The sequence below is a fragment of the Brevibacillus sp. NPDC003359 genome (assembly GCF_042878995.1).
GTDB lineage: Bacteria > Bacillota > Bacilli > Brevibacillales > Brevibacillaceae > Brevibacillus.
In genome coordinates this window covers 268,444-292,449 of record NZ_JBIAOR010000001.1, presented here as the reverse complement: position 1 = coordinate 292,449, position 24,006 = coordinate 268,444, and the positions used below count along the sequence as shown (strand labels likewise).

The 24,006-nt window shown below is 47.4% G+C and carries 25 protein-coding genes; 2 read left to right on the top strand and 23 right to left on the bottom strand.

The window, feature by feature from the left end; translation table 11 throughout:
- Window positions 1-115 precede the first annotated feature (115 nt).
- Together ACFYU8_RS01310 and ACFYU8_RS01305 are read left to right on the top strand one after the other, a co-directional pair.
- Window positions 116-1,399 carry an ArsB/NhaD family transporter gene (locus ACFYU8_RS01310; RefSeq protein ID WP_390296545.1) on the top strand — a complete coding sequence of 428 codons (1,284 nt, stop codon included), beginning with the start codon at window positions 116-118 and terminating at the stop codon, window positions 1,397-1,399.
- A 12-nt stretch (window positions 1,400-1,411) separates the two neighbouring features.
- Window positions 1,412-1,687, top strand: a complete 276-nt coding sequence (locus ACFYU8_RS01305) for a hypothetical protein (protein WP_390296547.1) — start codon at window positions 1,412-1,414, stop codon at window positions 1,685-1,687.
- Between the two features lie 40 nt (window positions 1,688-1,727).
- Here the strand turns inward: ACFYU8_RS01305 and ACFYU8_RS01300 are convergent, their stop codons facing one another.
- The 23 genes from ACFYU8_RS01300 to ACFYU8_RS01190 form a co-directional block, all read right to left on the bottom strand.
- Window positions 1,728-2,855 carry an HAD family hydrolase gene (locus tag ACFYU8_RS01300; RefSeq protein WP_390296549.1) on the bottom strand — a complete coding sequence of 376 codons (1,128 nt, stop codon included), beginning with the start codon at window positions 2,853-2,855 and terminating at the stop codon, window positions 1,728-1,730.
- 14 nt (window positions 2,856-2,869) lie between these two features.
- On the bottom strand, window positions 2,870-4,654 hold the full coding sequence (locus ACFYU8_RS01295; protein WP_390296551.1) for an ATP-binding protein: 1,785 nt from the start codon (window positions 4,652-4,654) through the stop codon (window positions 2,870-2,872).
- 1 nt (window position 4,655) lies between these two features.
- On the bottom strand, window positions 4,656-5,372 hold the full coding sequence (locus ACFYU8_RS01290) for a response regulator transcription factor (protein ID WP_012686105.1): 717 nt from the start codon (window positions 5,370-5,372) through the stop codon (window positions 4,656-4,658).
- An 88-nt stretch (window positions 5,373-5,460) separates the two neighbouring features.
- The gene (gene ccsB / locus ACFYU8_RS01285) at window positions 5,461-6,690 is read right to left on the bottom strand and encodes a c-type cytochrome biogenesis protein CcsB (protein WP_390296554.1); all 1,230 of its coding nucleotides are present in this window, start codon (window positions 6,688-6,690) and stop codon (window positions 5,461-5,463) included.
- A 23-nt stretch (window positions 6,691-6,713) separates the two neighbouring features.
- The gene (gene resB / locus ACFYU8_RS01280) at window positions 6,714-8,348 is read right to left on the bottom strand and encodes a cytochrome c biogenesis protein ResB (protein WP_390297376.1); all 1,635 of its coding nucleotides are present in this window, start codon (window positions 8,346-8,348) and stop codon (window positions 6,714-6,716) included.
- Between the two features lie 13 nt (window positions 8,349-8,361).
- Window positions 8,362-8,886, bottom strand: a complete 525-nt coding sequence (gene resA, locus ACFYU8_RS01275; protein ID WP_390296556.1) for a thiol-disulfide oxidoreductase ResA — start codon at window positions 8,884-8,886, stop codon at window positions 8,362-8,364.
- Window positions 8,887-8,994: 108 nt separating this feature from the next.
- Entirely contained in the window at window positions 8,995-9,744 is a 750-nt protein-coding gene (locus ACFYU8_RS01270; RefSeq protein ID WP_390296558.1) for a pseudouridine synthase, read from the bottom strand.
- A 114-nt stretch (window positions 9,745-9,858) separates the two neighbouring features.
- Window positions 9,859-10,392: a spore maturation protein gene (locus ACFYU8_RS01265; protein ID WP_390296560.1), complete on the bottom strand. Its 534-nt coding sequence runs from the start codon at window positions 10,390-10,392 to the stop codon at window positions 9,859-9,861.
- A gap of 12 nt (window positions 10,393-10,404) precedes the next feature.
- Window positions 10,405-10,995 carry a nucleoside recognition domain-containing protein gene (locus tag ACFYU8_RS01260; RefSeq protein ID WP_106652985.1) on the bottom strand — a complete coding sequence of 197 codons (591 nt, stop codon included), beginning with the start codon at window positions 10,993-10,995 and terminating at the stop codon, window positions 10,405-10,407.
- A complete protein-coding gene (locus tag ACFYU8_RS01255) occupies window positions 10,988-12,157 on the bottom strand; it encodes a D-alanyl-D-alanine carboxypeptidase family protein (protein WP_390296562.1) in 1,170 nt (389 codons plus the stop codon). The genes ACFYU8_RS01260 and ACFYU8_RS01255 overlap by 8 nt, the downstream gene beginning before the upstream one ends.
- A gap of 143 nt (window positions 12,158-12,300) precedes the next feature.
- Window positions 12,301-12,885 (bottom strand): SMC-Scp complex subunit ScpB, encoded by a 585-nt coding sequence (gene scpB, locus ACFYU8_RS01250; protein WP_390296564.1) that lies wholly within the window; start codon window positions 12,883-12,885, stop codon window positions 12,301-12,303.
- Window positions 12,875-13,639, bottom strand: a complete 765-nt coding sequence (locus tag ACFYU8_RS01245) for a segregation/condensation protein A (protein WP_390296566.1) — start codon at window positions 13,637-13,639, stop codon at window positions 12,875-12,877. Before ACFYU8_RS01245 ends, scpB begins: the two co-directional genes overlap by 11 nt.
- Before the next feature lie 19 nt (window positions 13,640-13,658).
- A complete protein-coding gene (locus ACFYU8_RS01240; protein WP_390296568.1) occupies window positions 13,659-14,327 on the bottom strand; it encodes a site-2 protease family protein in 669 nt (222 codons plus the stop codon).
- A 155-nt stretch (window positions 14,328-14,482) separates the two neighbouring features.
- Window positions 14,483-14,911: a peptidylprolyl isomerase gene (locus ACFYU8_RS01235; RefSeq protein WP_390296570.1), complete on the bottom strand. Its 429-nt coding sequence runs from the start codon at window positions 14,909-14,911 to the stop codon at window positions 14,483-14,485.
- Window positions 14,912-14,979: 68 nt separating this feature from the next.
- The gene (locus tag ACFYU8_RS01230; RefSeq protein ID WP_390296572.1) at window positions 14,980-17,253 is read right to left on the bottom strand and encodes a GGDEF domain-containing protein; all 2,274 of its coding nucleotides are present in this window, start codon (window positions 17,251-17,253) and stop codon (window positions 14,980-14,982) included.
- A gap of 124 nt (window positions 17,254-17,377) precedes the next feature.
- Complete coding sequence (lysA, locus tag ACFYU8_RS01225; protein WP_390296574.1) at window positions 17,378-18,700, bottom strand: diaminopimelate decarboxylase; 1,323 nt, start codon at window positions 18,698-18,700, stop codon at window positions 17,378-17,380.
- Between the two features lie 179 nt (window positions 18,701-18,879).
- On the bottom strand, window positions 18,880-20,349 hold the full coding sequence (locus tag ACFYU8_RS01220; protein WP_390296576.1) for a spore germination protein: 1,470 nt from the start codon (window positions 20,347-20,349) through the stop codon (window positions 18,880-18,882).
- The gene (gene spoVAEA / locus ACFYU8_RS01215; RefSeq protein WP_390296578.1) at window positions 20,303-20,917 is read right to left on the bottom strand and encodes a stage V sporulation protein SpoVABEA; all 615 of its coding nucleotides are present in this window, start codon (window positions 20,915-20,917) and stop codon (window positions 20,303-20,305) included. The genes ACFYU8_RS01220 and spoVAEA overlap by 47 nt, the downstream gene beginning before the upstream one ends.
- Before the next feature lie 29 nt (window positions 20,918-20,946).
- Window positions 20,947-21,297: a stage V sporulation protein AE gene (gene spoVAE / locus ACFYU8_RS01210; protein ID WP_390297379.1), complete on the bottom strand. Its 351-nt coding sequence runs from the start codon at window positions 21,295-21,297 to the stop codon at window positions 20,947-20,949.
- The gene (gene spoVAD, locus ACFYU8_RS01205; RefSeq protein ID WP_390296580.1) at window positions 21,297-22,322 is read right to left on the bottom strand and encodes a stage V sporulation protein AD; all 1,026 of its coding nucleotides are present in this window, start codon (window positions 22,320-22,322) and stop codon (window positions 21,297-21,299) included. The genes spoVAE and spoVAD overlap by 1 nt, the downstream gene beginning before the upstream one ends.
- A 13-nt stretch (window positions 22,323-22,335) precedes the next feature.
- On the bottom strand, window positions 22,336-22,821 hold the full coding sequence (gene spoVAC / locus ACFYU8_RS01200; protein WP_390296582.1) for a stage V sporulation protein AC: 486 nt from the start codon (window positions 22,819-22,821) through the stop codon (window positions 22,336-22,338).
- 80 nt (window positions 22,822-22,901) lie between these two features.
- Entirely contained in the window at window positions 22,902-23,321 is a 420-nt protein-coding gene (locus ACFYU8_RS01195; RefSeq protein ID WP_390296584.1) for a stage V sporulation protein AB, read from the bottom strand.
- Window positions 23,318-23,932 carry a stage V sporulation protein AA gene (locus tag ACFYU8_RS01190; protein WP_390296586.1) on the bottom strand — a complete coding sequence of 205 codons (615 nt, stop codon included), beginning with the start codon at window positions 23,930-23,932 and terminating at the stop codon, window positions 23,318-23,320. Before ACFYU8_RS01190 ends, ACFYU8_RS01195 begins: the two co-directional genes overlap by 4 nt.
- Window positions 23,933-24,006: the final 74 nt, after the last annotated feature.

Genomic DNA, 24,006 nt, shown 5'->3' with positions numbered 1-24,006 from the left:
CTCCCTTCCACACGAGAACAGACCTGGCCAAATGCCGGGTCTTTTTCTTTACCCTTATTTTGGTTAGAGCTATAATGGGACAAGATAATTCTACACACCTAGGAAGGAGCTTCTTATGACGAACCAGGCATTATTCGCTATTGCTATCTTTTTAGTTACCTATGCATTTATTATTAGCGAAAAGTTACATCGAACCATCGTCGCCATGTCTGGCGGAATTCTCATGGTCTTGGTCGGGATCGTCACACAGGAACAAGCGATTCACCATATCGACTTTAACACGCTTGGCCTACTTATCGGGATGATGATCTTAGTTGCCATTACGGCGCAGACCGGCGTATTCAAGTATGTAGCCATCCGTGCGGCAAAGGTCGCAAAAGGCAAACCGATTCGTATCCTCGTCTACCTGAGCTTGATTACGGCCTTTGCTTCCGCCTTTCTGGACAACGTTACCACTGTACTTCTCATCGTACCTGTGACGTTTAGCATCGCTCGCCAGCTCGAGCTGAATCCGATTCCTTTTTTAATCAGCGAAATTATCGCTTCCAATGCCGGAGGAACAGCTACGTTGATCGGTGACCCACCGAATATCATGATTGGTAGTTCTGTACCCGAGCTTGATTTTATGAAGTTTCTCGTGAATCTGAGCCCAGTTATCATCGTGATTATGGCTGTAACCGTTGTTTGCTTGGTCTTGATTTACCGAAAGCAGTTAACAACGTCACCTGAGTTGAGCGCAAAAATCATGCAGCTCAATGAACGCGATGAAATTACCGACAGCCGTTTATTGAAAAAGTCTTTGACTGTGATGGGGTTAACCATTATTGGATTCATGCTCCATGGGGCCCTTCATTTGGAATCAGCAACTATCGCTTTAACTGGCGCTTTTCTTTTGCTCCTGATTACTGGAGAGCATTATTTAGAAGACGCGATCAGTAAAGTGGAGTGGAATACAATTTTCTTCTTCATCGGCCTGTTTGTTCTCGTCTCTGGTTTAGTGGAAACAGGCGTGATCAAAAAGCTCGCAAGTGAAGCGATAAATCTGACGGGTGGAGATTCACTGAAGACCTCCCTGTTGATCCTCTGGTTGAGCGCTATCGCCTCTGCCTTTGTTGACAATATCCCGTTCGTTGCCACCATGATTCCGATGATCAAGGAAATGGGAGCCCTCGGGATCACCAATTTGGAGCCGCTTTGGTGGAGCCTTGCACTTGGGGCGTGTTTAGGAGGGAACGGTACCTTGATTGGGGCCAGCGCCAACGTGATTGTTGCTGGCTTGGCTTCAAAGGAAGGATATCATATCGGCTTTTTCAGCTTTATGAAGGTCGCCTTCCCGTTAATGATCCTCTCTATCATGATTGCTCATGTCTACGTTTACCTGCGTTATTTTATTTGGTGAGGAGGAATACCTTTGTTCCATTACACCTATGATGAAAAGGAAATCGAGATAAAGGAAAATGTTTCTGAGCAGGGCGCTACTTTCGAGATCATCGTCAAAACCGAATCGATGCGAGGGCGCATGAAAGAGGTTCGCCGTTATTTTGAAGGGAACAAAGACTATACAGATGTCATGTTTTTTTCTCGTGAAGACGGTGCTTTCGAAGTAATTGTTAGGACAAACATGATTGAATCCTTTTTGATTCATGCCTTTCGCTTCAAATGCTTGCAATCGATTTGTTGGGAATAAAAAAACACCGCCGTTTCTACATACGGCGGTGTTTCTTTGTTTACAAGATGGAAAGGATATCGCGAACATCATCCAGAATAAAATCTGCTTTTTCCTCTTCAAACTTGCTGCGCGCATCTTGACCAGACAGCCCAGTCAATGTCGCTGCAAACTTGCAACCGATCGAGCGAGCCGCTAGAAAATCTGCGAGCGAATCTCCGACAATCAGCACTTCTTCTCCATTTTCGATTGGCAATGAAAAATGGACGGCATCGCTAATCGGTGCATCGAGTCCGAGCAACCCTTTCACATAGGAATAAGGATGTGGCTTGGACATCGGCGCAAAGCTAGGAAATGCTTCTTCCGCATCGAGTACGTGAGAGGCAGTTACGACACGGTTTGGATCGAACCATTCCAGTATATTCATCTCACTGAGGGGAACATGTGTCTCGATGGTAGGACGTCCTGTTCCAATTCCCAGTGTATATCCTCTTTCTTTTAACGTGCGGAACAACTCGACCATTTCTGCTGGCGGTACAATCGGAATCTCGTCTGTCAAGAAGCCCTTCTTGCCTGGCTGCATGGTTTCACGTCCAATCGATGCGGCCACGCGCTCATCACCGAGATACCATTCTTGAAACGTCTTTTGAATCAACTGCCATAGATCACTATTGCGAGAGAACATTTCTGTTGAAACACCGCAACGCTCTTTCGCAATCTGATTCAAGTAGAGCAGCATTTCTGCTTTTTGTGCGGAACCTTTGGCAAAATCAGCGGTGAACGCTGCGTAGTCTACTTGGAAATCAGGATAAGTGGATGCCCACTCTTTCACTTTTGCCAGTTGCGGTCGATCAATTTGTCCGCTGAGAAGGCTCGTTGCTTCTGGCACTTGCGTTTTAACCGCTTCAATCAAACGAATCAACTGATAGGAAAACGCGAGGAAAACCATGTCCCAGTTGGAGTTGATTCCACGTGACTTGATGAAATTCAGCACTTCATCATGAGCGAAAACTTGCTCGCGCACTCGTCTGATTTGCGCTTCTTCTGGAGCAGGTGTGAATTCCTCCCCTGCAAGCCCCACATACTGCTGGCTGTACAAAAATTCCCACACTGTCAATGCAGAAGCATCAAAGTAACGCTCTTCACTCAACATAACCCCGTCAACATCAAATAAGATCGTTTTGATCATTTCTCTCTACACTCCTATTTGTTTTTATGCAGCATCATGGCGATTGTAAAAGTCGTGCCCTCACCCAGTTTGCTTTGCACACTGATGGTACCACTATGTGCCTCGACAAGGTTTTTCGCAATGGCTAGTCCAAGACCAGTTCCGCCTAAACGCCCACGTGTGCGAGCCTTGTCAGCTTTGTAGAATCTCTCAAAAACAAACGGCAAATCTTCTTGCGGGATGCCACTGCCCGTATCGCTTATTTCAACCAGCAACGTTTTATCCCCGCGCGCCCGAATGGTGACACTTCCCCCACTTGGCGTATGCTGCAGCGCATTATCGATCAAGTTCGTTAGCACTTGCTCCATGCGATCAGGATCAATGAGCACATGCGTATGCGTCGTCGATATTTCAAGGAAGAGATGGATTTCGCGTTCCCTTGCCAAATTGGTGAATTTGCGTTGAATGCGCTCTAAATATGGACGCAACTCCAACGCCTCCTGGAACAATTCAACATGCCCCGCTTCCATCCGCGCCAAACTGAGCAATTCATTCACCAGCTTGGTCATACGCGCAGACTCGTCATAGATGATCTGCGCCAATTCTTTATGCTCTTCCGGAGTAGCCACGATATCATCCACAATCGCTTCACTGTACCCTTGCAACATGGACAGAGGTGTTCGCAGCTCGTGGGATACGTTTGCCACAAAATCATTCCGCATCTTATCCAGCTTGCGCTCCTGCGTGATGTCCCGAAGAACTGCGACAGCTCCACGGATTTGATCGCGATCATTCAAAGGTGCCATGACAACAGACCATATCCGCCCTTGAACAGGGACATCCTCTGTTACTTCCTGTCCGGTTTGCAATACCTGCTGATAGAACGAGAACAGCGGCACAGGCTCCTCTGAATGCTCGAAATTCCAATCTCGCAAGAATCGTTCTGCTGGAGGATTCGTTACGGCCAGCTTGCCGCTCACATCTATCATCACAACACCATCTACCATGCTTCTCAGGACGCTCGCTAGCTGCTCCTTCTCTTTGGACAGTGCATCTACTAATTGATTGAGCTTGCTTGCCATCGTGTTAAAAGAAGCAGCCAGTTCACCTGTCTCGTCTTGGGTCCTGATCGGGATTTCAGCATGAAAGTCCCCTTCCGCAATGCGATGCGCCGTTTCTTTCATCTGACGTAATGGAATCGTTATACGCGATGAGAGGAAAAAGGCGAATACAGTGGTAGAGACGAATCCGATGACGCCAACCACAAAGATTAAAAATCTGACTTCACTAACCGTATCATCAAAATCTTCAATCGCCTGGTACATGACCACTGCGCCCGTTTTCCCTGCTGCTATTTCTAAAGGCACAGCGACCGCAAGCAGTTCATGCTTGTTGTTCTTCTGATCAGCGGAATTCTTCACATCAATATAAATCGTTTTGGGTGCAGGATGCTTACCTGCCAGCGCATCAGGCAAACGCAACGCAGGATTTTGGAGCAATTGCTCTACTGGAATACGAGGGAGACCAGCTCCCTCGCTCATACCGACTTGTTTGCCTTTTTCATCTAGAATGACCATACCCGTATGATGGACCAAGCCAAATCTAGAAGCCATCTCCATCGCTGCTGTCATATCCGGACTCTGCGCCAAACCGATTGCGATACCATCTGCCAGATCGTGCAAATTCTTGGACTGCCGATTGCTATAAAAGCTGTCAAAGGATTGAACGAGCAACAAACTGAATATCGTCAAGACGAGAGCAAATAAGGCAATAATGGTCATCCAAAGCTTTCCGACTACACTGCGAAAAATAACGTCCACTTTACTTAGGCACCTCTAGCTTGTATCCGACGCCCCAAACCGTGGCGATCATATTGGCAGCTTGCGGAGAAACGCGGTTCAATTTTTCGCGGAGACGCTTGATATGCGTGTCCACCGTGCGCAAATCGCCAAAGAACTCGTAGTGCCACACATCTTTTAACAGCTCTTCACGCGTAAACACTTTATCCGGCGACAATGCCAGATAGTGCAACAGCTCATACTCTTTCGGAGTCAGGCTCACTTCTTGGCCACTTGCGATGACTTTGTGTGCATCGTGATCAATGGTCAATTCCGGGAAAACAAGAACAGAATGACTGTTGAATGTCTCTGTCTTCAAATAAGCGGTCGCGGAAGAGCGACGAAGAATCGCTTTTACCCGGTACATGACCTCACGCGGGCTGAACGGTTTCACGACATAATCGTCCACCCCTGCCTCAAACCCGTGAACGCGGTTCGTTTCTTCCCCTTTTGCTGTCAGCATAATAATAGGGGTTGCCTTGAATTCACGAACACGCTGGCATACTTCGATTCCGTCCATTCCTGGCAGCATCAAGTCGAGCAAAATGATATCATAGTCACTTCCCACTGCCATTTCGACTGCTTGCTCGCCATTATCTGCTTCATCAATCAGAAAGTTTTCTCTTTCCAAGTACATTTTCAGAAGTCTGCGAATGCGCTCTTCATCATCCACTACGAGAATACGTGCCATTTTTTCCATCTGGAACACCTCTTGCTCTCATAATATCGTAAAACCGTTAGAAGATAGTCCAAAAAGCTGGTGGTATAACCAGCTTTTCGCAGAAATTTTACACACCAGCGTAAGAGTGCAAACCAGCAATGACCAAGTTGACCACGACCAGTGTAATCAAAATAATGACGAACCCGATGACAGACATCCAGGCTGACTTTGCACCAATCCATCCTCTGGATAGACGCAAGTGCAAGTAGGCGCTGTAAAAGAGCCAGACAATCAGGGCCCATACTTCCTTCGGATCCCAGCCCCAGAATCGTCCCCACGCCTCTTCTGCCCAAATCATCGCAAAGATAAGAGCTCCGAGGGTAAACACAGGATATCCGATACTGATCGCTCGATAGCTGATCTCATCCAGAAGCTCAGGATCCACACTCTCAACGGAAGGCTTGATTGCAGCCCCTAAACGTTTTCGGAAAATCAAGCGCAATCCGCCGTACAGAATCACACCTGTAAGGACTGACCACAGCATCGTGTTCAATTTACGCGCGGCGTCTTTTCCTTCCATCCAGGTAGGTGCCGTAAAGAGTGGAGACATCGGCCCTTCCTTGATTATCGTTGAATCAGCAGGTGCAACAATTGCAGGCAGAATGTACTCCACTTTCGGTTTTACCATCTGTCCTGCTGCATTCATTTCTTCTTTTTTCATCTCAAATACCGTCTTTTGATCCATCCGAGCAAACGTAGAGTCCATCAAAATGAAACCAACGAGCATCAGGACCACAGCCAGCACGATCTCCAGCCATTTCGTGCTTTTCGTCGAAATATGCTGCGGAACAGTACGGATCAAATACATCAGACCCGCTGCAAAACCAACCGCCAAAATCCCTTCACCCAGTGCAGCGGTAGTCACGTGAATATGCAGCCAGTAGCTCTGCAAAGAAGGAATCAATGGGGTGATTTCTTTCGGGAACACGTACGAATACGCGAGCATGATAACCCCAAGCGGAAGGACGAACGCCCCAATCGAGGTCAGCTTGTAGATCCGGTAAATAATCAAATAGGCCAGGATAATACAGTAATCCAAAAATGCCATAAACTCAAACATGTTGCTCGTCGGGCTATGGCCGCCGGCAATCCAGCGAGCCATCACATACCCTGTTTGCGCCACAAAACCGATAACGGCTAACCAATACGCAATCCGTCCATAACGCTCTTCATGTTTCTTGGGATCACGCCCTGCCCAATTTTTACCCGTCACGGCTACAGCGAAGACGATAGACGAGATGACGTAGAGCAGGAACGCGATATCCAGTAACCAGTCACTCAGTTGAATGAGCTGCACGTTGTTTGTCCCCCTTTGAAGCTTTAGGCCTTGGCCTTCGTTTTATCTTCTATCGTGACAGGGAGCTCCGCTTGTTTAACCAGCCCATCTACTTCTCTGCGAAGACCGAACCAGTTTTTATTCGTGTGAGCTGCTACCAAGATACTTCCCTCTTGCGTCTGTACCCAAACCCGACGATGTTGCCAGAACATCCCGATTACAACGCCCGCAAGGAAAATGAATGAACCGAAATAAATCAGTGGCAATGCTTTGTCCACCCGTACATTCAGCCCTGCAATATCGATTAAATCAGGCATTTTGATGTCTAGTCCGTAACGCGGATCATTTTTCTGTGTAAGAATGGTTCCTTCTAGATAAACCACTTTTTCGTTATGCTTGCCATTCTCTCCAATGATCTCTAAAGCCACCATCGGATTTTTAGGCAAATTGGTTTTCGTTGCCGGCTTCCCGTCTTTTCCCATTATAAAATCGGGGAAGTAATCCAAAATCCGTACCGTAAACCCATCTGCAATGGTTTGCTCGGGCTGTGGATTATACAGATCAATTTTGATAAGGCCGATCTCTTTTTTATTGTTTTTCAAATCAACCAATGTAAAATTGAGCGCTCCAAGCTGCATCTCTTGCACGCCGCTCTGATAAATGTAGAGGCTGTCCTGCTCCATCGGATGATTCACGACGATCGGCCCCTTCTGTACTTCTACCAAATCCGGCTTTTTCCCTGGAACGTCAGCGCTTTTATTTTCATACAAAATGGCCTCTGTCTGGTAGCTCTTCACGATGGCTCCGCCCTTAAGCTCCAGTTGCTCCGGCATTTCTTCTTTCGACCAATACTCTGTCGTGTAGTTCTCGTTTTTTATGTAGTAAGGGGTATTCGGAATCGCCATTGTTTGTCCCTCACGCACCCAGACGTACTCGTCCAAGTAAAAGCCAGGCAGGCTTCGCATCAGGGTACCGACCAAAAACAAGATCAGTCCGATATGATTAATGTAAGGACCCCAACGGCTAAAACGGCCTTTTTCAGCCATAATGGCTCGTTCTGTGCGGAAAATGCGGTATCCTTTTTCTTTCAAGGCCAGAGCGGAGGCGTCCAGTATCGCTTCCTGATTGGCTTCTGGAGCAAGCTCACCCTCTGCAAACAGCTTTTGCCCTTTCAGAAAGGACTTGTGTTGGTTCAATCTTGGCTTCTTTAACGCTTTATACAGCGGCACTACGCGGTCCAGACTACAGATAACCAAAGAAGTACCGAGCATGACCAGAAGAGTCACAAACCACCAGGAGGAGTACATATTGTGAAAGCCTAGCCCGTAGAAAATCGTTCCCAGCGTTCCATATGTTTCCGTATAAAAACGGGCAACATCTGCATCAGTCGGTACGGGAACCGGTATGTACATTTGTTGCGGAAAGATGGTTCCGACAGCGGATGCCACCAAAATGACAATAATGATACCGATTGCAATTTTGACCGAAGAAAAAAAGTTCCAGACTCGATCGATTACCTTCGTCTTATTCGTTTGAGAACGTCTTGCCATTCCTTCATAACGCATGTCAGGAAACGATGTCTGCTCGTCGAGTTCCACATTCAAAGGCTTCCCGCAAGACTCACAGAGCAGCGTCCCAACCGGGTTGGTATGACCGCATTCGCATTTTCGCTGATCCATCATTGCTCCTCACTTACGGCAAGATTTTTGTAATTTTCGACTCAATCATCGCTTCATCTAACTGGCCGATAAAAATGTCCTGCACTTCTCCATCTGGGTCGATGAAAAAGGTTGTCGGAATTGGACCGATGCGATACAGCTTTGTAATTTGAGATTGGCGATCGAGCAAAATAGGGAAGTCAATCCCGAACTGCTTCACGAATGGTTCTACGGCAACTGGCGATTCACCGATATTGACACCAACGACAACCAATCCCTTGTCTTTGAACTTCGTGTATTGCTCTTGCAATGCCGGCATTTCTTCTTTACAGGGTTCACACCACGTGCCCCAGAAATTGAGGATAACACCCTTGCCTTTCAAGCCTTCCAGAGTCACCTCTGGTCCATTCAGTTGCTCCAAACTGAAATTCGGAGCATCGCTTCCTACTTTCACAGCACCGGGGTCCTTCACAAAGCTGGAATAGAGTGCAAAGACCAGCGCTACAAGCAAAACACCCAATACCGCGATCCTGACATATGTACGATTGCTTTTGTTCATGAGGCCATACTCCCATCTACTGCTAATAAATTGCATCCTTTTCCCATTCTATTATAGCGTTCCTAGTTTTTCCGACAGCGCACAACTTATGAACAGATTTTGAACGAATCAATGTTTCGACCGCGGGCTGCGTTTCTTTTGAACCAATCCCCGCTTCAAGCTTTCTACTTCTTCTAGAGTGAGCTTGCGAAATTCGCCGGGCTTTAGTCCATCTAAAGTGAGAAACCCTAAACGGATTCGCTCCAATGTCAAAACCGGATGGCCAATCGCCTCACACATTCTGCGCACTTGGCGGTTTCGTCCTTCATGTATCGTCAGTTCTACCAATGCCCTCTGGCTGCTAGACTCTGACTTTAACAATCTGGACTGACCGGGAGAAGTCATGCCGTCTTCCAAACGAATGCCGGTTGCTAGCTTGTGCATGTTTTCCTGACTGGGGATTCCCTTTACCCATGCCCGATACACTTTATCGATTTCATAGCTTGGATGTGCCAGCCTGTTGGCAAGCTCTCCGTCGTTCGTCAAGAGCAGCAAGCCGGAAGTATCGTAATCCAAGCGACCGACTGGATATACCCGTTCTTTTATTCCCTTCAACAGATCGATCACTACCCGTCGACCGCGCGGGTCTGTGACGCTCGTAATTACACCAGTAGGCTTGTACAGCAGTAGATAGACATGTTGCTCCAGCTTAACCTGCTGACCATTCACTACAATTCTGTCCTTGAGTGGATCGACTTTTATTCCCTGCTCTCGTACTACTTGGCCATTTACCTGCACCTTGCCCTGCGCAATCAATTCTTCACAATGGCGACGAGAGGCGACTCCAGCATGCGCCAATACTTTTTGTAAACGTTCCATCGTTGGTTCACCTCTACAACATCATACCCATTCTTACTAGTGTGGACAAGAAAAAGGGAAAAACTTCCCCATATCCATGAGGAAGTTTTATCTGCCTACGCTATTTGAACTTCTTTACGCAAAAATATAGGAGACAATGAGGAGCGAGAATATGACACCAGCCAGATCCGACCACAAGCCTACCTTTAACGCATAGGCAGAATTACGAATACCAACTGCGCCAAAATAAACGGTTAGGACATACAGTGTCGTATCTGTGCTACCTTGCATGGTAGCTGCCAATCTGCCCAAAAAAGAATCGGGACCGTACTGCGCGATCAGATCTGTTGCAATGGCAAGTGAGCCTGTTCCCGTCAACGGACGAAGCAACGCCAGCGGGACCAGTTCTTCAGGAAAATGCAACAGGTCCAGTAGCGGTTTGAGTGCGCGAAGCAATAGATCCAATGCTCCTGACTCCCGAAACATACTCACCGCGACCATCATGGCAATCAGGTGCGGGAGTATCCGAATCGTAGTGTTTAAGCCGCCTTTTGCTCCATCTACAAACGTCTCGTAGACGGGGACTTGTTTCCGCCACCCATACAACAAGACAAAGGCAATTGTAACGGGAATGGCCCAAAGAGAGAGCAGGGATACCCATTGGTACATAAGGACTCCCCCCTATCTGTGTCTTCGAATATGCCGATAGCGATACATGCGATCAATCAACAAGGCGACAATCGTGGCAGCAAAGGAAGATAACAGCGTAGTACCTACGATTTCTACAGGATTTACAGAACCATACTGCATGCGGATCGCGATCATCGTCGTCGGGATAATCGTGATGCTCGCTGTATTGATTGCCAATAGCGTGCACATGGCAGCCGAAGCATTTTGTTTGTCTGGATTCAGCTTTTGGAGTTCTTCCATGGCTTTCAGCCCCATTGGCGTTGCCGCATTACCGAGCCCGAGCAGATTTGCGCTCATATTCGAGAGGATATATCCCATAGCAGGGTGCCCTTTTGGTACATCGGGAAAAAGGACTTGGATGATCGGTGACAATACCCGAGCCAATAGTTCAAGGAGTCCTGACTTTTCTGCAATCCGCATCATTCCCATCCAAAAGGCGAGAACGCTGAGTAGTCCGAGACTAACGGTTACTCCTGTCTTGGCTCCCTCAAACGCTGCTGCGTTGATCGCTTCCATCCGTCCCGTCATGGCCGCAACGACAATGCTAATGACAATGAGCCCGAGCCAGATGACATTAAGCACTCCACAGCCCCCCTGACACTATGCTCCAAAACTGCTGCCACATTGAGCGTGAAACTTGCGGAACGGCTAAAGTCGGCGCATCTACACTAACGAGCAACGGAACCTGCCCAATCATCTTTTCTTTTAAATAAAGTTGAAGAAACCCGGCTAGCTGACCGTTCATCTTCGGTGTTACCATTGATTCTCCCATAATGACACGCTTGTGAATCCCCTCTGCCTCTGCTGCTTGCAGTGGATATTGAAAGGCGTTTGTTGTGACAAGATGAGTTCCTGCTTCAAGTGTGACTGGTGTGTCAGGCTTTACCTCCTGTCCCTTTTTGACCAACTCTTTAAGCGGATAATTCGCAAAGCCCCAATCCATCAGCTTGGAGGAGTCGTTCCAGTCATCAGAAGCATTCAGGGTGATCGTCGCCAACTGCCTCCCATCCCGTGTAGCCGAGGAAGCCAGGCAGCGCTTCGCGAGTTTGGTGTATCCCGTTTTTACGCCATCAGCACCGTTGTATAGGTGAAGCATCTTGTTTTTGTTGAGTAGACGCCGATCCCACTGTTCGCCTTCCCATGAAATATCCTTGACTTTCGTTGAGACGATTTGACGAAATACCGGATTATGTAAGGCGTAGGCGGACAGCTTTGCCATATCTTCTGGCGTAGAGTAATGCTGGTTACTGTCATCTAAACCATGCGGATTGGTGAAATTCGTATGCTCCATTCCAATCATCGCAGCCTTTTCGTTCATCAAATAAGTGAATCCAGGCACTGACCCCCCGATGTGGGTTGCGATGGTTACGGCTGCGTCATTGCCAGACCGCAGCATCAAGCCGTACAGCAGTTCTTCAAGCGTGAGCTTCTCCCCATTTTTCAAGTAGATCGATGAACCTTCTACGCCTACTGCTTGTGGCGGTACCGTTACCTGTGCATCCAATTTGCCCATCTCAATCGCTACGATTGCTGTCATCGTTTTGGTCAGGCTCGCAATCCTCATTTTTTTCGTACCGTTTTTGGAATAAAGAATCCGCCCACTCTCTACATCGATTAGCGCCGCACCTTCGGCTGACAAGCTAAGTGGAGCTGCAGCAGCTTTTACTACCGCTGCCGGCGTAAGTGCCATCTGTATAAAAAGAAAAACGACGAGTACGCCGGACAGATATTTTCGTGTGTTCATAAACGTCCTCCCCATTCGAAAACTTGGGCTCGCCTTGCCTATTAGGCAAGAGAAAAGCCATCGTTATACCACGATACACAGGTTTGTACCATAGTATATGGGGACGAGTCGTATGATAGTACGAAAAACTGTCCGGGCTGTAACTAGTCGTTTGTCGGTTCTTCTGCTTTTCCGAATAGCGCCGATGCTTCCAGACGCGCTTCTTCGATATCAAGATTGACAGGCGGTTCTGGCAAATCCCCCAGTTCCCGTAAACCAAAATGCTCCAAAAATTCTTTGGTGGTCGCGTACAAAATGGGGCGCCCGATCCCCTCTGCTCTCCCCGCTTCGCGAATGAGCTGTTTGGATAAGAGGGTGTTCAGTGCTTTTTCGCATTTAACGCCGCGGATTTCTTCAATCTCCGAACGGGTCAGGGGCTGCTTGTAAGCAACAATTGCGAGTGTCTCCAATGCTGCTTGGGACAGCGTTGACTGACCTGGCGATGTTGCTAGCCGTTCAAAAAAGGGCACATGCTCGGGCAGAGTGGTCAGCTGATACGCTTTTGCCACTTCCACGATTTGAATACCGCGTCCTGCCCGGCGGAAGTCAGCTTTCATGTCTTCGATCAAGTCGACGACCTCTTCTTCCGACACCTCAGTGATTTCACTGATTTCCTTGGCATCGATTCCTTCGTCACCCGAGATGAACAGCAAGCCCTCGATTACGCCTTTCAGCTTGTCATAGTCCATCAGTATGGGCTCCTTCCGTTCCGTTTTCACAGATGATGATCTCTTGAAACAATTGATTTTGTACACACGTAATGTGCTTAGCCTTCATAAGCTCAAGCAAGGCGAGAAAGGTTGTTACGATCTCTGTCCGCGTCGCCCCTTGGGTAAACAACTCAGAAAATCGAACCATCCCTCCGCCGCGTACGACTTGGCGTATCTCCGTCATCCGATCCTTAATGGAGATTTCGTCGCGCGACACCTTGGTAATTGGTTCTTTTTCTTTTGTTTTCTTCACCAGTTTTTCCAGCGCGTTGATCAAATCATATAGGGACACATTCGTCACGGTATGATCCTCTTCACGCACATAAGGAGACAAATTTTCTGCCGGACGCGTAAAAACTTGATTACGACCGATTTCCATTTCTCGCAGGTTCTCGGCAAGCATCTTATAGCGCTTGTACTCCAACAGACGCGCAACCAGTTCTTCACGGGGGTCTATCTCGTCTACATCCATATCGAGGAACTGCTGAAAGACATGCTCCTCCTTTTTGGGTAACAGCAACTTGCTTTTAATAGAGAGGAGCGTAGCCGCCATGACTACGAACTCACTGGCCACATCCAGTTGGAGCTCTTGCATCTTGTCAATCGTCGCGAGGTATTGCTCCGTAATTTCCGCTATCGGTATATCGTAGATGTCCACCTCAGCCTTGTCGATCAGATGGAGCAACAGATCGAGTGGTCCCTCAAAGGAATCAAGTTTGATGCTGTAAGCCAAAAGTCGTCCCTCGTTTCCGTTAGATGAACATGCTTAATATGTTCACTGCAATCTGTTGAATCCAGGTGCTAACAATAGCAAGCGGAATCCCGAAAATGGTAGAGCTGACACCCGGAATGAAAATCAGCAAGAGCAAGATCCACGGTCCGTAAACCTCATAATGATAGTACTTCGCATCCCAACTGCGCGGAGACAAGAAGCGCAATATTTTGTAGCCATCCAATGGTGGGATCGGCAAAAGGTTAAAGACAAAGAGTGCCGCATTGATGATGATACTAAATTCAAGCGTTACCTCAATGGCGAAGGCTGCTTTTTCATTCATTCCTACCAACATTCCGGAATAGCGTACAAGAATGTACGCGATGCAGAATAAGATCGATAGGATCAGGTTAATAATCGGACCTGCCACCGATACGTAAACAATGCCTAAACGCTTGTTCCCGCGAAAATGAAGAGGATTGATCGGCACCGGCTTCGCCCAACCAAATGGACCAAACAAGATGAGAATCAAACCAAACGGATCAATATGCGGGATGGGATTTAATGTTAAACGGCCTTCCGATTTAGCCGTATTGTCACCCAGCTTCCAAGCGACAAAGGCATGCGCCCATTCATGCAAAGTAAAAGCGATAACGAACGCAATCATGCGAAACGGTACCGTTTTCCAATCAAAGTGAAAAAGGTCCATTGCTTCCTCCTAGTCATGCGAGTTCAAAAAGTCGTCTATCTTCTAGCATACCAGCAGATAGATAGGCTTACAACCCCATTCAAACTAGACCCGGCATGCATCTTAACGAAAAAACACCGACAAGGTTTCCCTCATCGGTGTTCATTTCACTACTATTAATCTACTTTTACTGTACCCATTTTATCGCCTTGTTTGATTGCATCAATGTGTTCCAGACCGGAAGTGACGCGACCAAATACTGTATGTACGCCATCGAGGTGAGGGAAAGAATCGTAGCAGATGAAGAATTGGCTTCCGCCTGTGTCTTTTCCTGCGTGTGCCATTGACAGGTTACCGCGCAGATGCTTGTGTGGGTTTCCTTTTGTTTCACATTTGATTGTGTAACCAGGACCGCCTGTACCTGTTCCGTAAGGGCAACCGCCTTGTGCTACGAAGCCAGGGATAACGCGGTGGAAGGACAGACCGTTGTAGAAGCCTTCGTTAGCCAATTTCTCAAAGTTTCCTACTGTGCCCGGAGCTTCTTGATCGAACAACTCCAACTCGATTTGGTTACCATTTTCCATGGTAATGAGCGCTTTTTTCATATGTTGAACCTCCATACCTTGTAAAGTTAACGTACCCATTCTACCATGGAGAACGGTTGACGTCCAATTTATCCCTCGATGCGGATCTGCTCTTCGCCAGGCAACTCACAGTCGGTAATAAAAACAGTCCCCGTCTGCGCTTTTGCCACCCTTTTTACGTACGCTGCCCTCTCCGCAACTTGTTCGGCACTGGTGTACTTCCCTGCATAAAGGACGACACCTGCCATCGACATCGAGAGCTCCTGACCGTCCCCCATTCTGCGCTTTTCATAAATGTCCGAAAAATGCGGCGTAAAAGCATCCATGATAAACAAGGCAACATCATTCGCACATTGCGCAGTTGTGATCAGGATAAAATCATCTCCGCCAATATGACCGATGAAGTCAGACCCACTTCCGTACCATTTCGCAGCTTCCCGCAACAAGTTCGCCGTTCGAACGATAATCTGATCTCCCACTTCGAAGCCGTAGCGGTCGTTAAACCATTTGAAACGGTCGAGATCACAGTAGATGACCACATGATGATCACTCTGTTTCAGCCGTTGATTCAATTCCCTTTCAATCTGCACATTCCCCGGCAATCCTGTCAGCGGATTGGCAGAGCTCGCGATCTCGAGTTTGATGGAAGCCATTTTGTCTAGCAGCTTCTGCACGGTAACGATACCGATGTACTCGCCATGCTCGTCAATAATAATGACCACATCATACAAATGATAAGCGTCTCTTGCCATCGCTCGCTTCGCTACCTCATCCAACTTGTCGTATTTGGTAGCTTTGAGCGGGTTGGTATTCATGATTTGAGAAACGGGCCTTTCATAGTACAGCGCGATTCCGTATTGACCACCGAGAATTTGATACAGAGAAAAACGCATGACAAGTCCAACCGGTATGCTGTTCTCCAGCACAACCACACTTTCAATCCGCTGATTTTGTTCGAAAATCTCATGGATACGTCTTACTTTCAAGTGCTTTTCAACACTGATTGTCTTCGCCAAGATTTCGGTCATAGCCGGAGTGGGCAGCATTGGTTCTGCTTCTTGCTCAATCCGCCTTTCCATCGTAAACCGCAGAAAGTTCATAGCCGTTCCACATAGCTGTGCCATCCCTTTGTCAGGCTTTCCTAAATAGTAACCCTGTCCATAGATGACACCGACGTCCATGAGCGTTTCCAGCTCACGCTCCGTCTCGATCCCTTCTGCTATGATTTTGCAGTTCACTTTGTCAGCAAAGGAAACAAACGTCTCCAACAACGCCTGCTTAATCGGATCGACATCGATATTTCGGATCAATGACATATCGAGCTTGATAAAGTCTGGGTAAATTTCTGTAATCGATTCCAAGCTGGAATACCCTGCTCCCGCATCATCTACGGCAATCATATAGCCCTGCTTGCGGTATTCCTCGATGATTTTTCGAAAGGCAGCGTAATTCGTAATCGCGTGGCGCTCTGTAATTTCAAAGACAATGTTTTGTGGCGTCAGCTCATACTCTGCCAAAAGCATCTGCACTTTGCCACGTAACAAAAACGGATCGTCAATCGCACGTGGGTCCAAATTGATGAATAGTTTTTCATGCGGCCTCAGGTAACGTATATGCTCTAATGCCCGCTTGCGACATATATGCTCCAAACGAAAAACCGTATCTGTCTCCTGCGCATAATTGAACAAGGCAGCGGGAGTTGCAAAGAGACTGTTGACTGGTCCTCGCGCCAATGCCTCCCATCCCAAAGCTTCACCATTTGGCAAATGAATGATCGGCATAAAGTGCATCTGAACGTTTTCTTCTGCAAGCAGCTTGTGAAATAGTCTGATGTGCGCATATTTTTCGGAGGTAATCCCATACTTGGCCATATGTACAGCATGTTTGACAGAGGTATACATCTCTTTCACGATATCTTCTCCGATGATTTCCGCATAGCCGATATGGACACGAAGCTCCTCGCGATTGACGAAGCTCACTTGTCGATTTAACTGTCGTTCAGCCAGCTCCTGAAAATGAATCGATAGCATTTGACAGTCTTCCTCGCTCATCATTTTCGAAAAGGACGTGTAGATCGCAAAATCATCTCCCCACAGCTTTTGAATCGCGATGATTCTCCCTTTGATTTCAAAAGCTTGACGAGCTACAGCTGGCAAAATGGTTTCAAATATATGAAGAACTCTCTTGGCACTCGTATCACCATAGCGATGCTCTATCTCTGTCAGCTTGACGATATCTATGTAAAACAGGACGACTTTCTTCTCTCTCTCCACTTCTTGCCGAATCATCGCCTTCATCCATTGGCGTTTGTCCAAGGAAAAATAGGGTATTCGTCGAAACCGCTTCATAAGAGTCGACAACATGATGAATCGCTCCCCCTCACCCTTTCATTATGCCTAGAAAACATTAAGCAATCATGAATGGCAGATGAAGGAAATACAAAACCTTCCCATATAATCGGGAAGGTTTGTGGATTTTTTTAAAAGTTTAGCGCATTAGCTGCGCGCGTTTTGGCAAAACATCGTGACCAACTACTTCTGCGTACGTCTCGCGTCTTACGACCACTTCTGCTTCTCCTTCTTTTACGAATACAACAGCAGGACGAGCAATCCGGTTGTAGTTGTTCGCCATCGAATAACCATATGCACCTGTGCTTGGGACTGCGAGAATATCGCCCGCTTGCGCTTCTGGCAGCTTCACATCCCAGATGAGCATATCACCTGACTCGCAGCACTTCCCTGCAATCGAAACAACCTCTGTAGCAGGTGCATTCATTTTATTTGCAATCGCAGCTTCATATTGGGCATCGTACAATGCTGGTCGCAGATTGTCTGTCATCCCACCATCGACCGCAATATATTTCCGGACATTTGGAATGTTCTTTTGCGATCCAATTCGATACAAGGTAGTTCCTGCATCCCCTACAATACTCCGACCTGGTTCGATCCAAATCTCAGGCAGTGGAATCGCAAGCGCTGTGAGTTCTTGGCGAACAATATCTGTAATGGCTTTGATATACGTTTCCGCGGACTGCGGTGTATCGCCTTCTACATACCGAATGCCGAAGCCGCCTCCTACATTCAGTACTTCCGGCAGGAATCCAAGCTTTTCTTTTGCTTCGCCCAACAGTTCTGTCAATCGTTTGACAGCGACGAGGAAGCCTTCTGTTTCAAATATTTGTGAGCCAATATGGCTATGAACCCCTAATAAATGGACATGATCGCTTTCGTGAGAAAACTGAATCGCTTCAAGAGCCTGGCCGTTTTGCACGTCAAAGCCAAACTTGGAGTCGATCTGTCCTGTAGAAATGTACTCATGCGTATGAGCTTCTACACCCGGTGTAACACGCAGGAGAACAGAGACTTTTTCGTTCCGCCCTTCGGCTAATTGCGCCAAGATGTGCAACTCATAAAAGTTATCCACTACAAAACAGCCGATTTTGGCGTCAAGCGCCATGATTAACTCATCATGAGATTTGTTGTTCCCATGAAAATGGATGCGCTCAACGGGGAATCCAGCTTGCAGGGCCGTATACAATTCGCCGCCAGATACTACATCGAGTGACAAGCCTTCCTCTTCAACCAGCTTACACATCGCCATCGTGCAAAAAGCTTTGCTCGCATAAGCAACCTGAAAGGAAAAACCCGTATTGTGAAATGCGTTGACAAATTCCCGGCATTTGGTGCGAATTTGTTGTTCGTCATACACATATAAAGGTGTTCCGTAAGTAGTAACTAGCTGTGTGGTATCACAGCCTCCGATCTCCAGGTTTCCTTGTTCATTCACTCGACTTGTCCCGTGTAAGTACATGTTTCGTTTCCTCCCCAATTCATTCGCACCGATGATGTATATAGACAAAATTTTATAGAGAAAGGCAACCAACGAGGAACGTCAGTTGCCATACAGAAACTTTTGTTCGTAAGGCTTTCCTACAATTTACTACAAGGTTGTGCGTTTGACAATGGGTGAAGCCAGCCGTTTTCAGAATATTATTGCCGAGAGGAATTTTGCGCGCGAACGATACTCGGCCTGTTATTTTTGCTTGGCACAGCTAGCCGTACCACAATATCCTTCATCCCTTTGTAGTTGAAAGGAATGAACGGCCACAAGTAAGGCGTATTGAGCGAACGTGTGGAAGCCAAGAAAATCAGAATGAGCGTAAGTCCGATCATCAGACCCGGTGTAGAGAAAAAGCCCACCATGAGAATCAGAAACAAGCGAATAAGCCGATTGGCCAAGCCCAACTCATAACTAGGCGTTGCATACATCCCGATTGCGGCCACTGCCAAATACAAGATAACCTCTGGTGCAAGGAGTCCTACCTTAATCGCCACATCCCCAACCAAAATGGCGGCTAATAAACCTACGGCAATCGAGAGGGGTGCCGGCGTATGAATAGCGGCCATTCGCATCAAGTCCAGACCGACCTCAGCGATCAAAAATTGTGCCAAAATAGGAATGCTGCCCATCTTTTTGATCCCTAGGAAGTGAAGTGACTCTGGTATCATGGAAGGGTGCATGACCAAAAGCAGCCAGATCGGCAATACAAAAACGGAAGCAAAAATCCCCAAAAAACGAACCCAGCGTAGATAAGCACCGATTACTGGAGTTTGTCGATACTCCTCCGCATGCTGTACATGATGAAAATAAGTAGCGGGTGTGATCATGACACTCGGTGAGGTATCCACATAAATCAGTACGTGGCCTTCCAATAGATGTGTAGCAGCCACATCGGGGCGCTCTGTATATCGTACCAAAGGGAACGGATTCAGCGTCTTTCCAATGATAAATTCTTCGACGGTTTTTTCCGCCATCGGTATTCCGTCAATCTGGATGTTTTGTAGACGTTCCTTTAACGTTTGGACCAGCTCTTCATTTGCTACATCATGCAAGTAAGCAACTGCAACATCTGTCTTCGTACGCTCCCCAATCTGCATGATTTCAAAGCGGAGTCGTTCATCACGTATTCTTCGACGAGTAAGAACCGTATTGGTTACGAGCACTTCTGTAAAACCGTCATGCGCGCCGCGGACGATTCGCTCCGTATCTGGCTCTTGTGGTGAGCGATTGGGCAGGATTTTGGCATCGATGATAATGGCGTGAGGAGATCGGTCAATAATAAGCCCTACTTGACCGACGAGCAATTTATCCATAAATTCGTCGGTCGTTTCCACCTTGCTGAGCTGAAAGAACGGGATGAATTTGTGGAACAGCTGGTCGAAAGCGTTATCAGCCAGATCACGCTCACGCACATCGTTCAACTCACGCATGATTTGCGAAATAAGCAAGCTTTCGGCGAAGCCATTTATGTAATACAACAACATTCGTGTATGACCCACATAAAAATCATGGACTCCGATATCAAAACTCTTGCCAACACCAAGCCTGTCGTTCAAATATTTCTGGTTCTCTTCAAGATAAGTCGAAATGGGATGCCGTTTTTCTGTGACTTGTGCCATAAGAGCCGCTCCTTTCCATTATCCATTGCACCGCTCTTGTTGTGATGGGACAACCGTTTTGCAAACTATCCCTACCTTCCATCTTCCCTATATCTCCAATGCCGATGACATTGGGTACATGCAAGGAATTCAAGATGTCTACGGTATCTCCATAAATATGATGCTGAAGCTGCTCGTCTGCGTACCCGTCCTTATCCACGGCTTCTTCTACAATTTGTCCTTGGTTGTTTACGGAATAAGCGACTGTCGCACCCTTGACCCAGCGTGTATTCGAAGCTACTGCGATCGCACCGATTACTTCGATATCAGGATGCTTCACCACGTATTCGAGTGCTCGCTCCCCTCTACCTTTGCCATAATCACCATTGTCATCGAACATGACGATCACAGGATCATGTGGTGTCATTTTAATCAGTTCGACCATCTGATTCCCTCGTAGTGGAGTCGGATTCCCGGCAGACAGCGAAATACATCGACCACCAAATTGCTTGGCGACATTCTCGATAACTTTTTGGGCAATATGATCTCCGTCTGTCACCAATATGACTTTCCGGCGTACTGTGTCCATGCTGGGTCACCGCCTTTTACTGCCTGGACTTACCCTTTGGGTTTAAAGACGAGAGAGGCAAAAAATCCGAATGCAATCGCAGCCGATATACCCGCACTCGTGACCTCAAAAATCCCCGTTGCTACACCAATCAACCCATTTTGTTCGGCCTCACTGATGGCTCCATGATACAAAGAATGACCGAAGCTCGTAATCGGTACAGTTGCACCTGCACCTGCGAAATCAATAAACTTGTCATACACGCCGATAAAATCGAGAAATACTCCTGCCACGACCAGCGTACTCATGACATGAGCAGGCGTTAGCTTGCCAACATCCAGAAGGAGCTGGCCAACAACACAAACCAATCCCCCTACGACAAAAGCAATCAGGTACTCCATCATTTTCCTCCTTCAAGTGCAACCGCATGAGCGATGCACGGTATCGAATTGCCCTGCTGAGTGCTTACCGGGCTTAAGAGTGCTCCCGTGGCGCAAACCAACACGTTTTTCAGTAACCCACGGTTGAGCTGATCCAAAATGTAGCTATACGTGACCACTGCACTGCTGGCACAACCGCTCCCACCAGCAAATACATCCTGATCCGGAGTGTAAATCATCAGCCCACAATCATTGTAGACTTGATCCATGTCGTATCCTTCTGTCAACATGAGCTCTTTCACAATCGGGTATCCGACAGCTGCCAGGTCGCCAGTCACGATCAAATCATAGGACTGTGGAGAGCGCCCCGTATCTTGAAAATGCGTCTGGATCGTCGTGACAGCTGCTGGTGCCATGGCCGTCCCCATGTCAAACGGGTCTTTAATCCCCATGTCTACTACTTTTCCCATCGTCGCATACGTAATGCGCGGACCATTTCCACCTATCCCGACCAATCCCGCGCCGGCTCCTGTCACTGTCCATTGGGCGCTTGGCGGCTTTTGGCCTCCGTATTCTGTGGGATAACGATACTGCCTTTCCGCTGTAGCATTGTGGCTGCTGCAAGCAGCAATCGCCTTGTTTGCATAGCCTGCGTTTACCAAAGCCGCCGCATTTGCCAGTGTGAGCATCGAGGTAGAACAAGCTCCGTACATGCCCATAAGCGGAATCGCCAACTTTTCTGCTGTAAAGTTGGTAGTGATGTTCTGATTCAACAGGTCACCCGCGAGAATGATATCCACATCCTTGCCCGTGATCCCTGCCTTTTGCAGCAAGGTGTTGACTGCATCCTCCATCATCTGGCGTTCGGCGTCTTCCCACGTCTGTTGGCCTGCATACATATCGTCGTGGATCTTATCAAACAAGTGCGCCAGTGGTCCTTCTCCTTCTTTTGGTCCCACAGCAACTGCCGAGCTTTGCAAGCGTACATTTTGATCGAAGTGCCAGGTTTGCCGATTGACTCGTTTCACTGGTTGATTGTTTGACACCGACAGCCCTCCCTTAGAAAAACATCTTCATCAGGCTCTTTAAAATGCCAGCGATAAAAGCAGCGACAACCCCAAATACAATAACGGAGCCTGCGAGCTTGAACATATTTCCCCCAACCCCGAGCACCAGTCCTTCACTCCGATGTTCAATCGCGGCAGAGGCAATGGAGTTGGCAAAGCCTGTAACAGGTACTGCTGACCCAGCTCCGGCATACTGCCCAATATTGTCATACACCCCAAATCCCGTTAGCAAAACAGATAGAAAAATAAGCGTAGCAACGGTCGGATTGCTCGCGGTTTTCTCCGTAAATCCAAAAAAGGTAATATACATATTCTGAAGGGCCTGACCCAACAGACAAATAGTTCCTCCCACCCAAAACGCTCGAAACGAGTTAAGCAGAACGTTTCGTTTGGGCTGGAACTTGGAAGCTTGCTGTTGATACAGTTGTTTGGTCATCTGCATCGATCCGGGGGTTTTGGATTTTGTTTTGGTTGCCATGCCCTTTCACTCCCTTGTAAGCTTTCTTCCTATATCCTTCCTTTTTCTAAAGATGCCTATGAATAGTGGTATTTACCATTTCACAGATGGAGCAGCCATTGCAGCAAGGAACCCGTCACTTTTCCCAAAACCACTGCCATTAACAGATAGAGAAGACTGCCATCCATATGGATTCGCTTCGCTAATATCGGAAAGACATTCAGCACCTCAGTCAAGCCTGCGGCGAGTGTCCCCACAAATATCCCTGCAAATATCCCGTAGATCGAAGAAACGATAACGGGCAAATGAGCACCCCAGTGAAAAAAGTCAATAAACGTAAAAAAAAGCGCTCCTGCCACCAGAGCCCATTCCAGCGAGCGGATATACCGATGAGCATTCGTTAATTGTGTCAACCTTGGAATGATGTCCAGAACGGTAATAAACGCGACCAGCCCGCTCCCTACTGCAAGCCCTCCACCCAGCCCGATCAAAATAAGCAACAAACACTTGATGATGCTCATTTCTTCGTCCGCTGGTTTTCCTTGTTTTCATTTTGTATGTAGTATTGATCCAGGCTTTGCTGATACATAAACAATTCAACTTCTAACGGACTAGGTTCTTCGTTGATTTTTTTCTGGAAGATATGGTTAAAAAACAGAATCATCCCCAAGCCGATTCCGATGGAGTAAGGGATTTGCATCCACAAAGGCTGATGACTTTTTTCACCTGTTATCAAATAGTAGATTCGTTCGTGAACCTTCATCATGCTGACATCCGTATGGAAATTCATGATCGCCAATCCTGAGCCAATAAACAACAAAAGCCACACCATCGCCACCAAAATCGGATTCGCTTTCTTTCGTGGATTGAGTACTTCCACAATGATTTGGGGAGCACCCTGAACGTCCAGTTCCACGTCGGGATAGACAGAACGCAGCCTTTTAATCACCTGCATAATATCGATAATGATCAAATTGCCATCCGTTGGCTTTGTCTGGTAAATGGGCATCCGCTTTAACGCTTCCTCGCGCTCTCCATCCCAGAAAAGCTGGCAAATGTCCCCAAGTGTAATCATTGCCTGAGGCTGTACGGCCAATCGCTTTCGCAGGCGCAGAAACAACGCGTCTTTCATGATACCTTCCCCTTCCATCAACTACCTGATTATTCGCTAGTATGTGCCGAGCCACAAAACCCATGCAAATAAAC